The organism is Paenibacillus nitricinens, from assembly GCF_052056485.1.
In the GTDB taxonomy this organism is placed as follows: Bacteria; Bacillota; Bacilli; order Paenibacillales; family Paenibacillaceae; genus Paenibacillus_AQ; species Paenibacillus_AQ nitricinens.
This window is the reverse complement of the sequence record NZ_CP183948.1, coordinates 2,467,576-2,487,482: the sequence shown is the minus strand read 5'-3', so window position 1 is coordinate 2,487,482 and position 19,907 is coordinate 2,467,576. Positions and strand designations below refer to the sequence as shown.

Genomic DNA, 19,907 nt, shown 5'->3' with positions numbered 1-19,907 from the left:
CTTCGAATAGTTCTCTATTTCTTTCATCATTTATATAAATTGAAAGGTGAATGCTAATTTCCCTTCAGAACCGGGCTGAAGAGCATGAAAGTCGAGCGTATGCCAGACCGTATCCCTGCCAAAATGATCGCGGTACTCACGTGTGATAATCTCTGGCTCTACGATCTGGACATCATAAGTCACTTCCACTCCGCCTACTCCAGTTCCGGGCAGCAGCACGACACCAGAACGAAGGATCTTCGGACGACGCCAGGTTACGAACCGCTCTGTCCAGCTCACTGACTTACCGTTATACTGGTACTCGTCAACTAACTCCAAACGAGGATGCTGCTCCTTATACCAAACCATAGAGCGGATCAGGGATTGAAGCTCTTCCACTTCGTATGCCTGAGACAGCTCCAGCTTCAGTTCATCCTTTTCCACCGCAGCCGACGCATACAGAACTGTAGCACTATGCTTCCTGCCAGCCTGTTGATACTGGCCGCCGATGATAGGAACCGAATGTCCCTGCGAGCCATTGCAATCATATTGATAACGGCCAGCTCCAAAATATTCAGCCGTATACTCTCCACTGCCGAGATCAGCTGCATAGATTTCGCCTCCACCTAACAGAATGAACTGTCCCAGATCATTATGATTATGAGGTTCAGCGTTATGCCCTCCCTTCGCCGCGAAGCCGAACGAGCTTCCTCCGGATATATATCGTGAAACGAGCCATGCCGCATCAGGAAGATAATAGCTGGCCGCTTTCCAATCCTGGTTCTCTTCCAGATCACTGGTCTTTCTCCAAATCAGATTTCGAAAGGCCGGGGCCCAGCGACTACAGTGATCCTCTGTGAAAGGAGCACGCAGCTCAGAAGGTGGACATTCGACATCTGGATAGATATCAGCTAAATAATGAGACAGTCCCATATGAATGTGAATTTGAGGCTCAGAGTCAGAGAAATTAGCGACAAAGCTGCTCCCAAGAAAACATTTCTGCTGGAATTGAGCAATGCTCCGCACTTTGTCCGTTGCAAACCAGTCTACTCTTCCCTCACTTCTACCCCGGAGAAGATCGCTGTAATACGTGAAATAGCCAAATCCGTAGTTCCAGTAACTCAGACCTTCAAGGCAGGCCCCATCTTCCCCGAAGCCTTCCAGATAGTAGCTCATGCTGCGCTCTGTCTTCAGCAGGATATTCGTCAGCGCAGCAGGATCATCCAACATCAATAAGGCGGCTGCCCCGATCGACCCTGCGCACACTGCTGCCCAGTTATGACGTGCGGTCTCCCATTCATAAGGACCATGTACTATAAAAGGTCGAAGTATTCTCTGCTCTACTTCATGTCTGATTCGGGATTGAAGAAGCAGCGGAAGTCGTTCTCCCAGTAGAAGTAAAACTTCACTAAGGGTAAAAGCGGTCTCTGAGGAGAACAGATCAATAAACTGATTGATATTCACTGAATGATGATCTAAAGGAAGATGGGCTGGCAGGCACCATGTGTACTCTTCGCATATAGACCACAGGATGTTTTCCAGATTCTCCAGAAGTCTGAGATCATCCGGCTCAAGCAAGCTCATAAACACATATGTGTTCAGCCTTCTTCTCCGTTCAAAATATACCCGTTCATACTCCAACCTCGAACCCGTGCGCGCAAAAATTGAAAATAGCGTATCCGTCAGCTCCGCTATAGGCTGCCCGTCTATTCTTAGAGCCTCTGCACGGATTTCGCTGATATCTTCCTTTAACGTCTCTGAAGAGGCTGCCTGTTGCCAAAAAGCATCCGAAGCTCCATTCGGATAATACAAGCTCAGATTTGCCGGCTTCAGCACTTGGACAATTTCGAAAAGCTCCTGTCTGTTCATGCTTTCTTCCTCCCTTTGCCCAGTTAGATCAGATCCACCTCTATCTACTCAAGGCATGATCTCTCATAACATCCTCACCGGCTGCAATTCTTTGTGCGGTCCATTTCAATTCTGTCCCTGCCCAGAAAGGATCTGCAGGCAGTAGCCCCAGTGGAAGGAATACCGAAGCGCATAAATAAAGACTTCCCGTATTGATGTAGCTCTCAGCAAGCTCCGGCTGGTAGCCGTATACCCCTGGACGTAGCCATCCGGCCTCATCCAATGTCCCCGTAAACCCCATAGTCCGTGTAATTACAGCAGTCAAGGCGCAGCGTACCTGTGAGGGGAATAGCGCATCCTCCAGAAAATGCTGCAGCGCCGCTTGGGATAGCAGTTGAAATGCACCAAAACGGTAAACGATGGAACGCCCGATGAACGGATACGTACCGTCTGGCGCAATCATTCGTTCCAGAACCGTTGCGTATCGTTGTGCCCGCTCTACAATCAAGAGCTTCAATTCTGAATATTGCTCCGATTCCCGTTCAAAGAGTGTAACCACATCCACAAGCATCGGCTGAATGACAAAGCTATTGTAATAATCCCAGTGGAAATCCTTACCGTCCCCGTATATGCCATCCCCTTTGTACCAATCCATAAACATATGGATCGCATATCCCACGCGCATCCGGTCATATTCTGAATCGCCGAGGATATATAAAGCTGCTTCGACCATTGCGCTAAATAACAGCCAGTTGCTGCCGCTAGGCGCTGTCCGGCGCGTTTGCTTCAAAGCTGTTATTAAATTACCTTTCACCCGCTCATTCAGCTGCCCTGCAAGCCGCTTCGGTGCACGCACCAAAGCATGAGCGAGGAATGCCGCATCGACCAACGGTTGGCCTTCGGACTTAAAATCCATATAGTCAGGCGATGATGGATCAACAGCAGCATCGATGCATTCCAGCATCAATATGACATAACGAGCCCTGAGCACTTCTTCTTCACCCTCCAGCCCTTTAAGCTCTAGCCAGGGAGCCATTCCACAGGATAACCTAGAGAATGCTTCCAAGTGCGCAAATGAACTCCTGTCACTGTTAAACTCCGTAGGTAGCCGTTCCTTTAATTTTCTCTGCGACAAAGCGTCAAGCACTGGGTCCCCGATCTTTAGCATCGTGTCCAGCCAATATTTACGCTGTTTCGTACCATTCATACACAATACCGCCCTTCCAGTTGCGTCTATTCAGCAGATGCAGGTTCCCGTTACTCTTGTTCTGACCAGCTATATACTTGGTTGATTGCGTAATCTTCTTCTATAGTTTAGTGTTATGTTATTGCAATGTCTTTGCGATTTATGATCATTTATTGCGTATCTTGCGATCAATTTGAAAGGGGCTCTCTCGATGAAACATGCCCAGTATTATCAGCCGTTCGAAGGCGACATACTGGCGGGCATCGGCAATTCACCGATCTCACCCACCAAAGATTTTCATATTCATGATCACTTTGAAATCTTCCTATTTTTAGGCGGCACGGTGAACGGATTTGTGGATCAATATAGCTATCCGCTTCAGCGGGGCAATGTGCTCTTATTCAACAATCACGAGATTCATAAAATCATTAATCTATCTCCGGAGCCTTACGAACGTTTAACTATTCATTTCAAAGCTCCACTTGTATATCCCTTCTGTACCGCAACTACAAATCTGCTCGCCTGCTTCCAGAACCGTCAGAACGGAGAGTATAATCTGGCTCAAATGGATGAAGCGCTGCTTGCAGAGTATATGGCGCTTGCTTCCTGCCTGATTGCATCCTTGGAGAACCCTCAATACGGCAGCGAGGTTTTGGCCCTTACATATCTGATTCAGATCCTTGTCCTCATTAATGAGCTATATAGCCGTACCGTTTCCACTATACCTAGCATTATTTCCTCACATATTCAAACAGCCATGAGCTATATTGATAACCATCTCCATCTGAATCTATCGCTTGAGCAGATCGCCGGGGAGTTGAACGTCGATAAATATTATCTTAGTCACCTGTTCAAGCAACAGACCGGAGGAACAATCTACCGTTACGTCCTGCTGAAAAAGATCGCGTTATCCAAACAGCTCTTAACCGCTGGAAACTCCGTTTCCGATACCTGTTATCTATCCGGCTTCAATGACTATGCCAATTTCATTCGTACCTTCAAGAACATCACGGGCATTCCACCTGGAAAATACGGCAAAAAAAGCTGATCTTGCCACTTATCAACGCTCCGCAATTGTAATCTGAAACTATAAAGAACCTGACAGCCCGCTACAGCAGCTGCCAGGTTCATAGAAGTATGGGCCTTACAAATGCCCCAGCAGATTGGCAATGACTTGTGCACTTTCGGCACGGGTCATCAGCTCTTGAGGCGCGAATTGCTTATTGCCGCGTCCCTTAATGAGCTCCGTCTGCTCAGCAATCCTTGCTGACTTCTGTGCCCAGTCATGAATCTGGGAATAATCACTGAACGAGCCCGCAGAAACTTCTTCTACCTTGCTGCCATGTAAATATTCATAAGCCCTGACGATCATCACAGCCATTTCCTCACGGGTGATGCTGTGATCCGGTGCGAAAGTATCCGAACTGCGGCCAAATACAATGCCCGCTTCGCTTACAGCTGCAACGGCTTCGGCATACCAGGCTTTGGAGTCCACGTCAACGAACGTCGAATGACCTCCTGCCTCTAACCCTAACGCTCTTGCAATCATGGTCGCGAATTGTGCTCTTGTCACTTTCCCCTGTGGATTAAATTCGGTATTAGAAATGCCTTGCATAATATGTTTGGCAGCCATGGTCTTAATAACATTACTAGCCCAACTATCTGCACTGACATCCGAGAAAACCTTGTCATATTCCAGGACCGCAAACTGGCTAAAATGCTGTATTTCCGCATTCCATATTCCAGTAGTTAGCGTTCCTCCCATAAACTCAAGAGCTCCGTCCCCGGCGATATAGTAGAGGCCGAGCAAATCGGTATTGGCATCCGAATCGACGGTGAAGGTAATCGTCAATGGCTTGTCAAAACGGGGGATCGGAATGGCAGTACCGTCCACACCTATACCTTCCAAGCTGAAGTTAATTACATCGCTTGCAGCAGTTAACTGAACCGAACGGTTGACAGCCGGGTTATTCATAAGCTGTTCCACGACAGCTCTTGATACCTTCCCGGCCGAGAGCTTGAGGCGTGCCCCATCTGCTTGATCTCCCCCAGCTTTCTCTTGGATGCTCTTCAGCGCTTCCGGAGTCAGCTGAATAGTTAACGTAGGCCATACGAGACGTAGCGTATTTACTCCGATGAGTTCTGATAACCCCTCAGGAAGCAGTACAGAATCTGTAGTTTCGTTAAGCTGAACCGTTATAACCCCTCCAACCGGAGCGGTAAAATCATCTCTGTCAAGAATCCGTGTGGTTTGCGTCAGCGGTGTTGATGTTGGTAATATCGTCGGCGCTGTTGTTGACACTGGGCCCGGGGTCACTGCAGGTGCAGGTGTTGGCGCCGGACTTGCTGTGGGTTCAACTGTCGGTGTTGGTTCTGCCGTTGGTGTTGAAGTCGGCTGTTGCTGAGCTTCGGCAATTGTAACTGTTCTAGTGACTTCTGCTGCCGCGTTGCCTACGGAATCGCTCACATTATAATGATAAATGTAAGTACCCTCCACTGTAGTATCTAGCGTTTCGATGCTGTTTCCATCCTTCGTAATCGTAGCTGTAATACGTTCTGTGATGTCGCCATCGCGGTCATCTACTGCTGTGGCTCCAGCATCTGTATAGCTAGCACCATTATCCAGTTGAACAGATGGTTCACCAAGCAGGGTAATGATCGGCTTCAATACATCCGGATCTTCCGATACGATTACTTTTCGGGTAACTTCAGTAGCCGCGTTGCCTGCAGCATCGCTGACATTGTAATGGAAAGTGTAGATATCCGCTTTCGCCGTATCTAATTCAGTTAGACCATACACTTCACTGCTGACCGTTGTAGTGATGCGGTCTGTGATGTCACCGTCTTCGTTGTCATACGCTGAGGCTCCGGCATCTGTATATTCAGATCCTATCGGCAGATTAACAGTAGCCTCACCATTCAGGGTAATCACCGGTTGAAGACGATCCGGCTCCGGCAGCTTAATCGATCCGCTGGCTGCAGCTTCCGCCTTCGCCTCGCCCTTGCTCAGCGTTACCGTGAAGCTGAAGCTGCCGGCTGTGTCATCCGTGGCTTCCTGGAACGAAGATAGGGTGATGTCACCTATCGTAACCCCTGTATCACTGAACCCGATCAAGCCGTTCATCGTTTGGAGCAGCCAAGTCCGGACTTTGTCCTCGCTGTTAGCTGTTGTCTTCTGCACGCTGTATGCAGCGCCTTCTATAATACTCTTGGCCTCGTTCACAGCTTGCTCATTGGCAATGCTGACCCTGTCCTTCGCCACAGCTAAGTAACTGATCACAGATGCCTGACTGTTCGTGTTGTTTATCGCATATTTCACGACACCGCTCACGGGTAGTGTGAAGTCATGATTGATCGTGACACCGTTAGGACCTGCGAGTACACCGGTCTTAACCGTTTCGTTCACCGTTTTCCCTTCAGCATCCATATAGCTAAGCGTAATATCCATCGTACGGTTGCTCATATTCCACCAGTCCCGATGGAATGATGTAATCGTGTACTTCCCTGCGTTTAGTGGGAGGGTGTAGATCAGAGGTGTATTCTTTGTATTCGAGCTGTAGACACCTGTCTGAGTTTTATCCGTAATAACCACGGCACCTCCGAGCCCCTTGAGATTATAATTTGCTCCTGTATTGGTATGACCCCACATAGCACCTGTTGATAGTTGATCCGCAGTGCTGTTCAGGAGGCTGTCGCCCACGAAATTTTTGATCACCGTATAGGGTGGTGTGACACCATCCGCCGAAACACCAACATCCAAAAAGTATACGAGACCTTCTGGCACCACTTCTACATAAGCAGTGGTTTTTAGATTGCCATAAGTACCAGTTACAGCTACCCTTTCATACGGCGTGTTGAAGCTAACTGCACCTACATTCCACTTCACTGGCACAAGTAATTTAGATCCGTCTTCACGGGTAGCCTCCAGCTTATCAGGAAGAGTCGGCAGTTTACCGACAGAAGTGGCAGTATCCTGAGGAGCCGCAAGCTCCCTTACATCCCCTGTAGTCAACTGGTTCTGAGCGGAAGTGAGACGTCCCGCAAGATGAATGGCTCCTTCTTGATCCAATCTGTAGTCAGCCGCATTCTCCAGCGCTTCCTCTGCGGCACGCTGTGCGGTGGCAAAAAGCAGCCAATCTCTCTCAGGATACTCATCCAGCTTGTTAATTTCTTTTGCAGCGGTTACTGCGGCTTGCAGCGTTGCTGTATCCACAGCACCTTTTACTTCACCGGAAACAACTGCCACCGCGTCCACAACCAAAGTGCCGCTTAATACCCTTATCTGAACGTTATGCTGTCCATATTTAAGTCCGCGAAGCGTGTACGTTTGGTAAAGTTCTTTAGAGGCCATCGTATCGGCTGACAGCATGACAATTTCATCATCAACAGTCACTTCTAACTTAGCCGAGCCATTATTCGGTCCCAGAATATCTAGCCCAGTGCCTTCAAAAGAATATTCCATCGTTGCATCCGCACCTTGACTAGTGGATAAGGAACGTTGGTAAATATACATACCGGCACCATTTTGATGACTCCACAATCCGTTGTATTGCAATTTAGGGTTAGGTGTAGCTGCCAGGTCATACATTTCAAGATTATCCAGTAGTTCGGAATAGTACGGCGCATAGCCGTCAACCGTCTCAACTTTCAAATTGTCGAAGCGAACATGATAATATCCGCTGGCTAAATCTACCCGACCAGACAATTCAGGGTTGGGATCGGTATAAGAAGCCAGTTTCACATCTTCCAGATAAGCAGTTACTTTATCGCCTGCAACCTGAATGGCAATGTTATGCCAGGCATCATGTGCGGCGTTGAATCCAGCCAGCTTAACTCCACCGGAACCGCTCACTACATTCCCACTCGCTACTGCACTATTATTGACCAGTAGCTGCCAGCCTCCGTCAAACCAGAATTTCAGCACATAAGGTGTGCCGTTTATAGTGTGAGAGCTGCCACCTCCTTGATACCGTGCACCAATCGCAGCATAATTGGCTCCGCCCTGCGTATTGTTCGTCTCGAATGAAACATCTACACTGGCCTTGTAATTCGTCCAGCGGTTATCACCGATAGCTGTTACGGGGTCTCCACCGTTCCAAGTGCCACCTAGCCCCATCATTTCGGTATCCAGCTGTTGGCGCAGAACATAGTTGTCCGTCCCGTCCGGAAGATAAGCCTCGAATGCGCCGTTACGGTCATGCGTATAGCGCGGTATCACACTTTTAGAGCCGCCACGGGATTCTATATAGCTTTGGGTGCCCACACTCTGCCCACCTGCCCCGATTTTCACAACGGATTGATTGGAATAGTCAAAATCATCCGCATACAGGATATTGTCTGTGGTATTTTGCACCCTGCCCGTTGCATCGGTATCAAGCACGGTGCGGTCGCCTTCTACAGGTATCGGCGTCTGAAATGCCTCATTATCCTTATTCTCCAAAGTGGTCACGGTCACTGTCGAATATGGTTTGACATGAATGGTATAAACCCCACTGCCATCAGCAACGATATCCCCGAGATATTTCATATAATTGCTGTTAAAAGCTTTTCCCTCGTCTGCCGCACGAGTCTCCCACACTTCCAGTGATGGATTGTCCGTATAACCCATATTGACTGTCTGTAGCTTGTAGGTTTTAGCATACTCGCTGTCATTTACGATAACGGTCGAGAAATCACTCTTGTCAGGTGCAGCAAGAGTCATATAGCTAGGAGAACCGTTGCGGCCGCTGACAGGGTTAGTGCCTGTTGCCCCCGTAGAGCTAGCCTTAGGAACCGCTCTCCAAATCTCTGCCGTATTATTCTCGTTCTCCCAGCCCAGATTTGCGAACCAGCTGTAATGCTGCAGTGTAACAAGACCTGCATCATAGTGAATCCAGCCCGACCACGGATCACGCGCGCTAACTAGTTCCTTAAATGAATATTGTCCACCCTCGTAGAATGAACCGATGGCTGGCTGATAAATAAAATGCGTCCGGCGGGAATTGACGAATCCTTTAATAATCGTATTGCTCATCTCCAGCGGACTGCCAACACCGCCGATGCCGGTTCCTTCCACTGTAGGGTCTTTCACATTATTGTTGGGACGGAAAGCAGAGTTACTGAAGGTTGACTGCGCCTCACTGTTCCATACTTCAATATCATATTGCTCTGCGAGCTTTTTGAAATTTCCTGCGCTGTCGTCGTCAGTGTTATAGTGATATCCGGCGATCGGAGCCGCATCCCTTAGTGAAGCGTCGCTTACCATACTGCCGCCAAAGGAACCGATCCCTACTTCATCAGAGATCACAACCTTGATCTGGTTATAGAGCGCTTGCTCCTCTGGACTTGCAAAACCTTCGTTATCTGTTTTAACTCGCTCAGCGTACTGTTTGGTCCATGTCAAATCCGGCGAATGCTCGTTGATATGAGGATTCACGTAGTCGACCATATAACCATACTCTCGGTAAGCGGCAAGAATCGTCTTTTTATACCAGGTATAGATTTTATCGTTGTTGCTTGCCCAGGCCGGAGCACTCCATCGCAGAATGCTGACCTTGAGACTCGGATTCGTAGCCTTGGCGTCTGCCGCAAGCTGGAATCCGGGATGCCGGGTGACATTGGCTTCTTCATCGGCCGTACGCATGGTAGCCGGGTCCGGACCGGTAGAATTGTTGCGGTCATTGCCCATCTCGATTTTTACATGCGTCATAATGGGATGATCTCCACCGAACAGAATCCGCAGCATCTCCATGTATGCATCCGGATGCTCTGCCTTATAGTCCATCAATAGGGCACTGGTGCTGTTGGCACTCAGTACGCCAAATCCCTTGAACGTGAGGCCGTTGACATTGTCTGCTTTAATATCGTTGCCGTCGAGCAGAACCTTGACCGTAGAAGCTGCGGTCTGCCGAGCCTCTTCGATCTCTTTCTGAATCCCGCCCTTAGCAATGGCGAACCAGCTCAAGATAGGTTTCTCACCGGAAACATAGGCGTAGGTTAATGTCATAGGACTGCTAGCGTCGATATCACCGGGAATAGTGAATTCGCCGGAAATAAGCTGAGTGACATTAGTATTGAATGGTGCAAACGATATCGTCTTTGTTACCCCATTTGTATCCTTATATTCGATCTGAGGCTGTATTACTCGAGTGCGGCTGCCATACCAATCATGGAAACCACTACTGAGTGTATAGGTTCCAGCTTCTGGAGCCATTAATTTATATACAATATGATTGCTAGTAGGGTCGGCACGAAGTCCTACTGTCCATATAGATGGATCAGTTACAGGATCGGCAAGTCCCCCGTCTTTGGAGTTTTTCACTTTGTTTATGGAATCATCAAATCCCCAGATTGTCGTTCCGCTGACATATTTCTGATCCGGTGACTGGTTGATTAGCAAGCTACCTGTCAGCGTTTTGACTGCTTCGTACAACGGCGAAGCAGTAGGGACATTTCCTACGGAATCTCCACCCCTGCCGCTATCCACAAAGTAAACCAATGGATGGTTTGAAGATGGGATAACTTCTACGCTGGCAACAACCGGTTCTCCGTTCGCTGTACCAGTTACTGACACTGTGTCATAAGGTACGGCAAAGGTATCTTCGCCAATATTCCATTTCACAGTTGCAGACTGGCCTCCAATATCAATGCTAGCAGGCAAAGTAGTTTCTGCAGATGTCTGCACGCCCATATGGGCAGCTGCGAAGATCGGATCCATTGTAGCCGCAAATACAGTTGGCATATGGAATGCCGGAAACATTCCTACTACGAGCGCAGTGGTCATCATTATTGAGATTAACTTTTTTCCAATGGCGTACTTTCTGTTCATTCTCTAATCCTCCTTTTTGCTGAAAATAGCTTTTCGGTATGCTCCATGCTGGAATTTGTCAACGGCAAAGACAACAAGAAAGCGCATTCATTTCATAGGTAAGCTAAAAAAACTGGCAGCATGCGAAGACTGCAACTGCCAGGTTCAACCTATCTAGCCTTTAATACCAGATGCTGCGACGCCTTGCACGAAGTACTTCTGAAGTGCCAAGAAAACAATCACAACCGGAATAATGGAAACCACACTTGCAGCCATAATTAGACCGTATTCGGCGGAATATTGCGAAATAAACATTCGGAGTCCAATTTGAATGGTCTTAAGCTTTGTATCCGTCAAATAAATCATTGGTCCCAAAAAGTCATTCCATGTGGCAACAAAGGTGAAGATCGTCAATGTGGACAAGGCTGGCTTAGATAACGGCAGCATGATTCTCGCCCAAATCCCATATTCGCTCAAGCCATCGATTCGGGCCGCCTCGCATAATTCATCTGGGACTCCCTGATAGAACTGGCGCATCAGAAATACTCCGAAAGCCGAGAATGCCTGCAATAGAATGATTGCCAGATGGGTATTATTAAGTCCCATGTAACGCATCAAGATAAATTGCGGCACCATATATGCCTGCCAAGGAATCGCAATCGTAGCGATATATCCAAGGAATAATACATTTTTCCCTCTGAATTGCAGTTTGGAGAACGCATAAGCAGCAAAGCTTGAAGTCAGTAGCTGCAATATCGTTACGATAATTGATAATTTCGCTGTGTTATAAATGAAGCGGTCCAGCGGAATTCGGGTCCAGATATCCACGAAATTCTCCCAGCGCGGATTTGCCGGAATCCATTGCATCGGAAACGAGAACACATCCTTGTTCAGCTTGAGTGAAGAAGACAACATCCATATATATGGAACAAGCATACAGAGCACTGTCGCAAATAACAAAATATACACTAGCACCATTGTGCCGATTCTAATTCCTTTATTTGTACCCACCATATCTTTTGAATCCTCCTATTGTCCGTATTTCTTCTCGCCGCGGAACTGGACGATGGTGATGCCAAGTACCAGCAGAAACAATACAATGGCCATGGCGCTGGCATATCCGTAATCAAGCGAACGGAACGCCGTATTGTAGATTTGATAAACCATAACCCTTGTAGAATCGTTCAGCTGGTTATCAGCGCCGGCAAATAGGTTGATAAAGATATCGTAGACTTTGAATGAATTGATGACTAGAATCATCAGCACAAAGAAGGATGTAGGCGCCAGCTGAGGGACCGTCACATTGCGGAATCTTCTCCATGCATTGGCTCCATCAAGTTCAGCAGCCTCGTACAATTCAGGGTTGATCCCCTGAAGACCTGCCAAGTAAATGACCATGTAATACCCCATGTTTTTCCATACCGTAAACAGTATTACGGTGAACATCGCCCAGTGTTTATCCGCTGCCCAGCGGGGAAGCTCCTCCAGTGGGATGCCGGTAAGGGTATGCAGAATATTGTTGATCGGACCCATCGTAGGGCTAAAGATAAAGTTCCATACGGCAGCAACAGCTACCAATGAAGCTACATATGGGAAAAAGAATACGGTTCTCATGAAATTGCGGGCCATTATCTTCTGATTAAGCAGAATGGCCAGCGCGAGCGCCACAATCATAGTGAACGGTACTACGCCAATAGTGTAAACAATGGTATTCCATAATGCTTTGTGAAATGTTGTATCTTTGATAAGCCGGGTGAAATTGTCCAGTCCGATATACTTCATTGGATTGGCCCCGTCCCATTTCACAAAAGCAAGAATAAAGGCAAAGAACATGGGTACCAGCGTAAACACGGCAAATCCGATAAAGTTTGGCGCAATGAAGCTGTAAGCTACCAGGTTTTCCCGGACACCTTTAGACAAATGTCGTTTAGGGATCTTTTTTGTACCCAATATGGTTTCGTTCTGCATGCTTTCTCCTCCAAACCTTCTATAAAAGGCGGGCATACACCCGCCCTTAGAATTCACCAACTCTCTTCAGGTTAATTGTTCAAGAGCTGCTGTACGCGCGTATTCATATCCTTCAAACCTTCGTCGATCGAAGCGTTTTTGGTCATAATGTTATCGTGGGCTTCGTTCAGGATGACTTCAATATCTGCACTCTTTTCATGCATTGGCATTTCCAGATACGTCTGAACCGTAGTCAGTGCTGCCTTACTGTTCTCATCCGCAGGGAAACCGTCAATGGATGTGATGGATTGGATAACTTCATCGTTCTTAATCGCTGGAATGGTTCCGGTGGAAGCAATAACTTTGGCACCTTCTTCACCCGTCACAAAGTTCATGAAATCAAGGGCAGCTTCTTTATTTTTAGATTTCTGATTTACAGCCAGGGAAGTAATTGTACCTAGGGTTGTGCCTGCTTCTACACCATCCGGGTGAGGATATTTCACAATTCCCCAGTGGGTTGATTGGGACTCGCCGCTCTTCACCTTTTCAATTTGTGTCGCTATAAACCAGCTACCCATATTCATCATGGCAACGGAATTGTTGTAGAATACACCAGAATAATGCGTACTTGAAGTCTTCAGTGTAGCGTAATCCATAACGATTCCATCTTCCTGTTCTTTCAAGATCCGTTCATAGGTTGGCTTCAGGAAATCATAGTTGCCACCAACAACGTTGTTCTTGCCGTCTAGAATACCGAACAATTGAACTGCACTCCGCCAAGTATGGTAGTGGGCTCCATATACTTTTTCAGCACCACTGCCGGAGGTCATTTTTCTAGCTAGTTCATCATATTGGTCAAATGTCATATCGTTGCTCGGGTACTCCACTCCTGCTTTGTCGAACAAATCCTTATTGTAGTAAACGACCCAGAAATCACTACGGAAAGGAAGCGCATACACTTCGTCGTTCACTTCGATCTGTTCTACAGTACCGCCGTAAACGGATGGATCAATGCTTTTGTCGCCCATAAAGCCCTTGAGCGGCTCCAAGTGATTTTGTTTCACGAGGTTTGAGTATCCAGGAATATCCTTAATCGTAAGAACATCCAGATCGGCACCGCCGGACAACTGTGTACTTAGCATGGTCATATAGTCCGTGGAACCAAGATCGACATATTCGATTGTTACATTCGGATGCTCAGCTTTATAGGCTTCGATCAACGGCTGGTAGTATGCTGTGGCTTCCCAATCCCACAATGCCCATTTCAAGGTCACAGGATCCTGTTTCGGTTCAGCGGAAGCGTTTGCAGAATTGCTCTTTTGTGGAGCAGCTGTTGCAGCACTACCTTCGTTGTTGTTATTACCGGAACATCCGGCCAGCGCACTTAGGGAGAGTATTGTGGCGAAAGTCATGCCATAGAATCTTTTCAATTTCATATAAAAATCCCCTTTTCCTTCTGATTGTTTACACTGATCGGCTCATCCGATCTATTTCAAAGTTTAAGACTTTCCCATCTAGAATGGCATGTATTTTCAAACTCAGTTCATTCACTTTTCTTTGTTCTTCTTTTCCTCCTTGCTTCAAACCTGTAAAATCCTATTTAAAACATGTAAATTTCTCAGCTCCTCTGCCGTCCACTGTATGGAATTGCAGGAATATGCTATGTTGTTAATATGGATATCGGTAAACTAGTTAAGTATATTATAAATTATAAATAGAAGATTCACTTTACACATGCATTTATTCAAGGATATTTTTGAAACCGCTTTATATATTTCCGCATTTCATAGAGGAGTGTTCACAACGGTAAGAAAATCCACTATTAAAAGCCGTATTATTCTCATCATGACTCTATTCGCGCTACTAATCGCCGCTCTGCTGTCTTTTTTCAGCTATGAATTGATCACCTATTATCAGCGTAAAACAACCATTCAGGCGACCGAGTTCAACCTTCAGCTGGTTTCCCATATTATTGAACAAGATTTGATTAATCTGTCCTCTTTGGCGATGACCAGCAGCACCAACTCGTCCACCAATACATTACTTACTGATTATTTTGTATCTCCAAAGGCAAGTGCCAAGGATGCTGTTAATGTCTTTAACGCCATGCAGGAGGATTTTCGGATCAACCGCTCCAATAGCTATGTCCGCCGCTTGATTGTGACGGGTAACAACGGAAAGTTCCTCCAGTTGGATAATTCCGTCAGTACTTCTATTCCACTTACTGTTCACAATATCGGTCAAATTCCCGGTCTTAACAAAGATGCTGTGGAGCAGTGGGAACAAGTGATCAAGGACCCGCTCTCCACCACGAACGGAATCCCATTTATTCTACCGATTTACGGAGATGGTGCTGCCCGGATTGGAACGGTTTATTTACTCGCTAATACTTCCTTAATTACCGACAAACTGAAAGGTTATTCCCTGCCAGAGAATTCCCGAATGCTGCTAACGCTCGGCAACCATCATTATCAGATCATTGGCGATAAAGTAATTTCCATTACACAACCTTATGAACCGGTATCCTATACCAATGAGAAACCTGTTGGACCACAAACCGAGCTGTCCATGATTAAGCTGGAGGAGGAAGAAAGCCAAATCCTGGTCTCTTATCCCGTACGCAACGGTGTGATTCTGTCTCAGACATTACCTAATGACTTGTTCGCACCCAAAACAAATATATGGATTCTAGTCATGCTCGGCGTTTGTTTATTGGTTATCGTCTTAAGCGGCATTATTACCTTGTACTTAACCCGTACCATCAGTCTCCCGGTAGAGAAATTAAAGAAGCGAATTGATAAGATTGCCCAGGGCAATTTCCTACTGGACCGCAATATTGAATGGAATAGTGAGCTCGGTGATGTCGGACGGGGGATCAACCGACTGTCTCAGGACATTGTTGCACTCATGGATAGTCAACTTGCAGACGAGAAGCAGAAACAGGAGTTGGAATACCGGATGTTACAGAGTCAGATCAATCCCCACTTTTTATACAATACACTGAATTCGATCAAATGGATGGCTACGATTCAGAATGCCACCGGCATTGCAGAAATGACTACCTCACTCTCCAGATTGCTGCGCAGCATTGCCAAAGACAACCGGAGGCTAATGCCGTTAAAAGATGAGCTAAGCCTGCTTGATGACTATTTTCTGATTCAAAAATACCGGTATGGCAGTACGGTCTCGATGGTGAAGGAAATTGAGAATGAGGGACTGCTCTCCGGCCTGATTCCCCGTTTCACGCTACAGCCCCTGGTTGAGAATGCTATCTTCCATGGCATCGAGCCCAAAGGTAGAGGAGATATACTGATCACGGTGAAGAAAAGCGGTTTTGCCGATATCCTGGTCACAATTGAAGACAACGGTATTGGCATGAAGGAAGAACAAATCTCTACCATTCTGTGTGATGCGGAGGATGAAGCTAAGGGTGTGTTCGAGAACGTTGGACTCCGTAGTGTAAATGAGCGTTTACGGCTAGCCTTTGGGGAGAATTACGGTCTTTCGATTGAGAGTGCGTTGGGCCGATATACCCGAATGAAAATCCTTCTACCCTATATGCAAAAAGAGTAGATTGGCAAATCTAGCAAGGATGTGGTCATATTGATCAAATTATTAATCGCCGACGACGAAGCTCTAGTCTGTATCGGCTTGCAGTCTATGCTGAAATGGGAGCAATATCATATAGAGATTGTAGGCATCGCGCACAATGGTGCCCAAGAAGAAGAAATGATTGACACCCTCCGCCCGGACATTGTAATCAGCGATATTAAAATGCCAATAAAAAGCGGTTTGGAGGTTGCCGCTTCAGTACGCCAAAAATATGGTCGTCTTCCATTGTTCATTATGTTGACCAGTTATGAAGAATTTCCATACGCGCGCGCAGCCATAGAGGTACAGGCCACCGATTATCTGGTAAAGCTGGAACTCACACCGGAAGCACTGGCCGAATCCATTCGAAAGGCGATCTCCTTTCTTGAAAGCTACCAGACGATGGAAAGCTACCCTAAACTTGTTCACCGCAGCAATCTTCAGGCGCAACGTGATAAATTCTTCATTCGTCTATTCAACAACCTGTTCGAGAATAAGAACCAGTACCTTCTGCAGATTGAGGATTTGGCGTTAGATTTGTCCGAGCCCGCCTACCTCGTATGCACTTGCCGGATTCTAGGACCGGACACTGTCCCACCCCGTGGGGATAAGCTGGTCGCCTTATGTTCAAGTACAGTACAAATGGCAAAGGACACACTGGCTTCTATAAAGCCCTGCTATGTAACCAGTCTGGACTTGCGCAATTTTGCCGTTGCTCTGCCTGTCCCCGGAGTAGATCCCCGTAACTGGATGTCTGACATTGAGAAGCAACTTAAAGACATGGCATCTGTACTACATAACTATTTCAATGTAACGATTATTGGTGCCATAGGGTTTGCAGTCGAAGACCCTTATTTGCTGCGGGAGAGCTATCTAGCAGCCCGAAAGGCATTGCCGATTGCCGTGAAAGAACGGTCTTTTGTTTTCTTTGCAGAAGGTGAATCACTTGAGCAGGAGCATTCACTCTTTGATTTCTCCGAATCTCGTTCGGAGATCCGCCGTGCTTTTGAAGAACTAGATACCCTTGCTTTGTACACCATCATCTCCAAAATGATCGAAATCTTCGAAGACCGGCCTGACTTATTGGTACCCGCTACCGATGCTGCCTGCAATATTCTATATATGGCTACTTCGCTTCTTGCGGATGGAGAAAACATTGTCGAGCATATCTTCGAAAATGAGCCGGAAGGTTACCGGTCCATCTATCAGATGCATACAATTGAAGAAATCGCCGGCTGGCTGGTTAAGTTCCGTGACGGCTGCTCGGAAATTCTCTCTACTCGAAGACAAAGCTATAAAGAACAAATCGTCAAAAATGTCCAGGAATACATCAAAAGAAATCTCGGCACTAAGCTTTCACTGAACCAAGTGGCAGATGTCTTTAATTTCAGTCCCAACTATTTGAGCCATCTGTTCTCCAAAGTCGCTAAGGTCAACTATGTGGAATATATCACGGAAACCAAAATCACTGCAGCCAAGGAAATGATGGCACGAGGAGATGGGCGTATTTACGAAATTTCACAAAAACTTGGTTATGAAAGTGCCTTCTATTTCAGTAAGGTCTTCAAGAAAGTGACGGGGAGTTCTCCCAGAGAATATATGCAACAAATTGAAACAGGTCACTAAGTGATCACCGAACCCAGCAAAGGAAGCTGCAATCCTACGCAATAATAGATACGACTCCATCCGGCAACAAAAAATCTCGTTTCCGAGACAAAGGTCTGGGGAACGAGATTTTTTGTTCGTAATACCAGCCCTATTCGGTAAGCTATCACCAGAGGCAAGTACCCGTAATTATTTCATTTGAGCTTGTTCTTCTCTAGTAGGACCAATTACGCCTGGTACAGGAAGACCTGCTTGACGTAAGAGAACTGTCATTTGACCACGATGATGTGTCTGATGATCAATCAGCGATCTAAGCATAGCACCACGAGGCGTTAATCCAGCAAAGGTCTGCACACTCTCAACCATTTGTTCGTCCGTTAATTTCTCTACTTCAGAAGCAATATTAGCCGCAATATTCTTATAAGCCTCAACAATCACACTCGCTTGAGCTGGAACTTCCTTCGGATTGCCTACTGGAGTAAGTGTTAATCCTACCTGACCCCCAAAGAACATCGGACAGGTTGCCAAATGCCAACCTAACCATCCCAATGAGCTGTGACCTTCCACAATTACCTGATCTAATTTATCATCGGTAAGCGATTCAAGAACACGAATTGTCCCTGCAGAAGCACTTGCCCAATCTCCTAGAAAATCTTGAACTGTTCTGTACATTTTAAAACTCCTTTATTAGTCGTTAAGCAACGATTACTTAGTCATACCAATTAAATTATAACCTGTCACATGTCTTGTTACAAACAATCTAAAAATGTGATTTTTCATTTTAGTGTGAGGAAAAAGGGCTTTTCGTAATATTCATGATTTCCGCATAATATACATCCCTCTTCAGCGGTCTCTATTTAATCAAAAATCTGGTCTATGGTTCAGGATGTTACATTTCTACTCGATTATATCGCAATCTGAAAGTATTTCCGGTTTATGGCGCATGCTATCCAAATTGGTTATTTTACGGATTACTTTACACGGTACACCTGCAGCAAAAGAATTTTCTGGGATGTCCTGGGTCACGACACTACCTGCACCGATTACGCATCGATCACCAATCGTAACACCTCCACATACCGTTACATTTGCTGAGAGCCAAACATCGTTACCAATGCTAACAGGCTTAGCATAGCATAAAGACGCAGCATCACCATTTTGATCAAGCATTTGCCTGCGCTCGGAGGCAACGAATGGGTGAATAGGTGTAACGATGGTTACATTAGGTCCAAAACTCACATGATCACCTATCGTAACCTGTGCATCATCCTGGACTGTAAGGTTATAGTTTCCAAAAAAATGATTACCAATTTTTGTATGAACACCATAATGAAAAAAAATGGGACCCTGGATAAAACTATGCTCACCTATGCTATCAAGTAACCGTGACAATATCACTTCCCGCTCCTCTGTCTCATCCTCAAATGTTCGACTATATTGGCTACTCAAATTGTGGGCGAGAAGCTTTATACGCTTTAGTTCTGTGTTACCTGGATTGTATAATATCCCTTTGAATATTCGCTCTTCTTCTGTCAAAAGGTTCACCTCTTTTAGTTTTTAGACAGTAAGTTCAATTTGAATGTTTTCCGGCCCTAAAATACTGCTTTCATAATATCCGTCACCTGTGGTCCGCGGCCCACTTAACGTTCTAAAGCCCGCTTCTGCCAATTGCTTGGTTAGCAGATCGACTTGTTCCTTACTGCCTAAGCTGAAAGCTAAATGAGTTAAGCCCGTCCGCAAGAGATCATGAACTCCTTCTACCATATCCGGTCTGCTCATAATCTCCAATCTCGCGCCGCCCTCAAACGTGAGGAAATAGGTTCTTAATCCCGTTTTGGGATTATGATATTGTCTATTTGACTCAGCATTAAAAAATTGACTATAAAATTGTCTACAGCTCTCTAAATCTTGTACATACATAGCAATATGTTCAATTTTCATATAAATCTCCCTTCCGTCACTATA

The 19,907-nt window shown here is 46.2% G+C and carries 12 protein-coding genes; 3 read left to right on the top strand and 9 right to left on the bottom strand.

Annotated elements, in window-relative coordinates; translation table 11 throughout:
* Positions 1 to 30: 30 nt before the first annotated feature.
* Together ACN6KS_RS10785 and ACN6KS_RS10780 are read right to left on the bottom strand one after the other, a co-directional pair.
* Positions 31 to 1,848 carry a hypothetical protein gene (locus ACN6KS_RS10785; protein WP_440961979.1) on the bottom strand — a complete coding sequence of 606 codons (1,818 nt, stop codon included), beginning with the start codon at positions 1,846 to 1,848 and terminating at the stop codon, positions 31 to 33.
* 40 nt (positions 1,849 to 1,888) lie between these two features.
* The gene (locus ACN6KS_RS10780; protein ID WP_094869385.1) at positions 1,889 to 3,034 is read right to left on the bottom strand and encodes a DUF2264 domain-containing protein; all 1,146 of its coding nucleotides are present in this window, start codon (positions 3,032 to 3,034) and stop codon (positions 1,889 to 1,891) included.
* A 190-nt stretch (positions 3,035 to 3,224) separates the two neighbouring features.
* Here ACN6KS_RS10780 and ACN6KS_RS10775 point away from each other — a divergent pair, with 190 nt between their 5' ends.
* A complete protein-coding gene (locus ACN6KS_RS10775) occupies positions 3,225 to 4,061 on the top strand; it encodes an AraC family transcriptional regulator (RefSeq protein ID WP_094869386.1) in 837 nt (278 codons plus the stop codon).
* A 96-nt stretch (positions 4,062 to 4,157) separates the two neighbouring features.
* Here ACN6KS_RS10775 and ACN6KS_RS10770 read toward each other — a convergent pair whose 3' ends face one another.
* The 4 genes from ACN6KS_RS10770 to ACN6KS_RS10755 all read right to left on the bottom strand — a co-directional run bounded on the left by ACN6KS_RS10770 (position 4,158) and on the right by ACN6KS_RS10755 (position 14,182).
* The gene (locus ACN6KS_RS10770) at positions 4,158 to 10,820 is read right to left on the bottom strand and encodes an S-layer homology domain-containing protein (RefSeq protein WP_440961978.1); all 6,663 of its coding nucleotides are present in this window, start codon (positions 10,818 to 10,820) and stop codon (positions 4,158 to 4,160) included.
* Between the two features lie 153 nt (positions 10,821 to 10,973).
* The gene (locus ACN6KS_RS10765) at positions 10,974 to 11,813 is read right to left on the bottom strand and encodes a carbohydrate ABC transporter permease (protein WP_094869387.1); all 840 of its coding nucleotides are present in this window, start codon (positions 11,811 to 11,813) and stop codon (positions 10,974 to 10,976) included.
* Positions 11,814 to 11,828: 15 nt separating this feature from the next.
* A complete protein-coding gene (locus tag ACN6KS_RS10760; protein ID WP_094869388.1) occupies positions 11,829 to 12,767 on the bottom strand; it encodes a carbohydrate ABC transporter permease in 939 nt (312 codons plus the stop codon).
* A 71-nt stretch (positions 12,768 to 12,838) separates the two neighbouring features.
* Positions 12,839 to 14,182 carry an ABC transporter substrate-binding protein gene (locus ACN6KS_RS10755; protein WP_094875067.1) on the bottom strand — a complete coding sequence of 448 codons (1,344 nt, stop codon included), beginning with the start codon at positions 14,180 to 14,182 and terminating at the stop codon, positions 12,839 to 12,841.
* Positions 14,183 to 14,480: 298 nt separating this feature from the next.
* Here ACN6KS_RS10755 and ACN6KS_RS10750 point away from each other — a divergent pair, with 298 nt between their 5' ends.
* Both ACN6KS_RS10750 and ACN6KS_RS10745 read left to right on the top strand, forming a co-directional pair.
* On the top strand, positions 14,481 to 16,319 hold the full coding sequence (locus ACN6KS_RS10750; RefSeq protein ID WP_440961977.1) for a sensor histidine kinase: 1,839 nt from the start codon (positions 14,481 to 14,483) through the stop codon (positions 16,317 to 16,319).
* Positions 16,320 to 16,349: 30 nt separating this feature from the next.
* Positions 16,350 to 17,963, top strand: coding sequence for a response regulator (locus ACN6KS_RS10745; protein WP_280786867.1), 1,614 nt, complete (start codon positions 16,350 to 16,352; stop codon positions 17,961 to 17,963).
* 168 nt (positions 17,964 to 18,131) lie between these two features.
* Here the strand turns inward: ACN6KS_RS10745 and ACN6KS_RS10740 are convergent, their stop codons facing one another.
* The 3 genes from ACN6KS_RS10740 to ACN6KS_RS10730 form a co-directional block, all read right to left on the bottom strand.
* Positions 18,132 to 18,614: a DinB family protein gene (locus tag ACN6KS_RS10740; RefSeq protein ID WP_094869392.1), complete on the bottom strand. Its 483-nt coding sequence runs from the start codon at positions 18,612 to 18,614 to the stop codon at positions 18,132 to 18,134.
* Positions 18,615 to 18,839: 225 nt separating this feature from the next.
* Positions 18,840 to 19,487: a sugar O-acetyltransferase gene (locus ACN6KS_RS10735; RefSeq protein WP_440961976.1), complete on the bottom strand. Its 648-nt coding sequence runs from the start codon at positions 19,485 to 19,487 to the stop codon at positions 18,840 to 18,842.
* Positions 19,488 to 19,499: 12 nt separating this feature from the next.
* The gene (locus ACN6KS_RS10730) at positions 19,500 to 19,883 is read right to left on the bottom strand and encodes a VOC family protein (RefSeq protein ID WP_341134425.1); all 384 of its coding nucleotides are present in this window, start codon (positions 19,881 to 19,883) and stop codon (positions 19,500 to 19,502) included.
* Between the last annotated feature and the right edge of the window lie 24 nt (positions 19,884 to 19,907).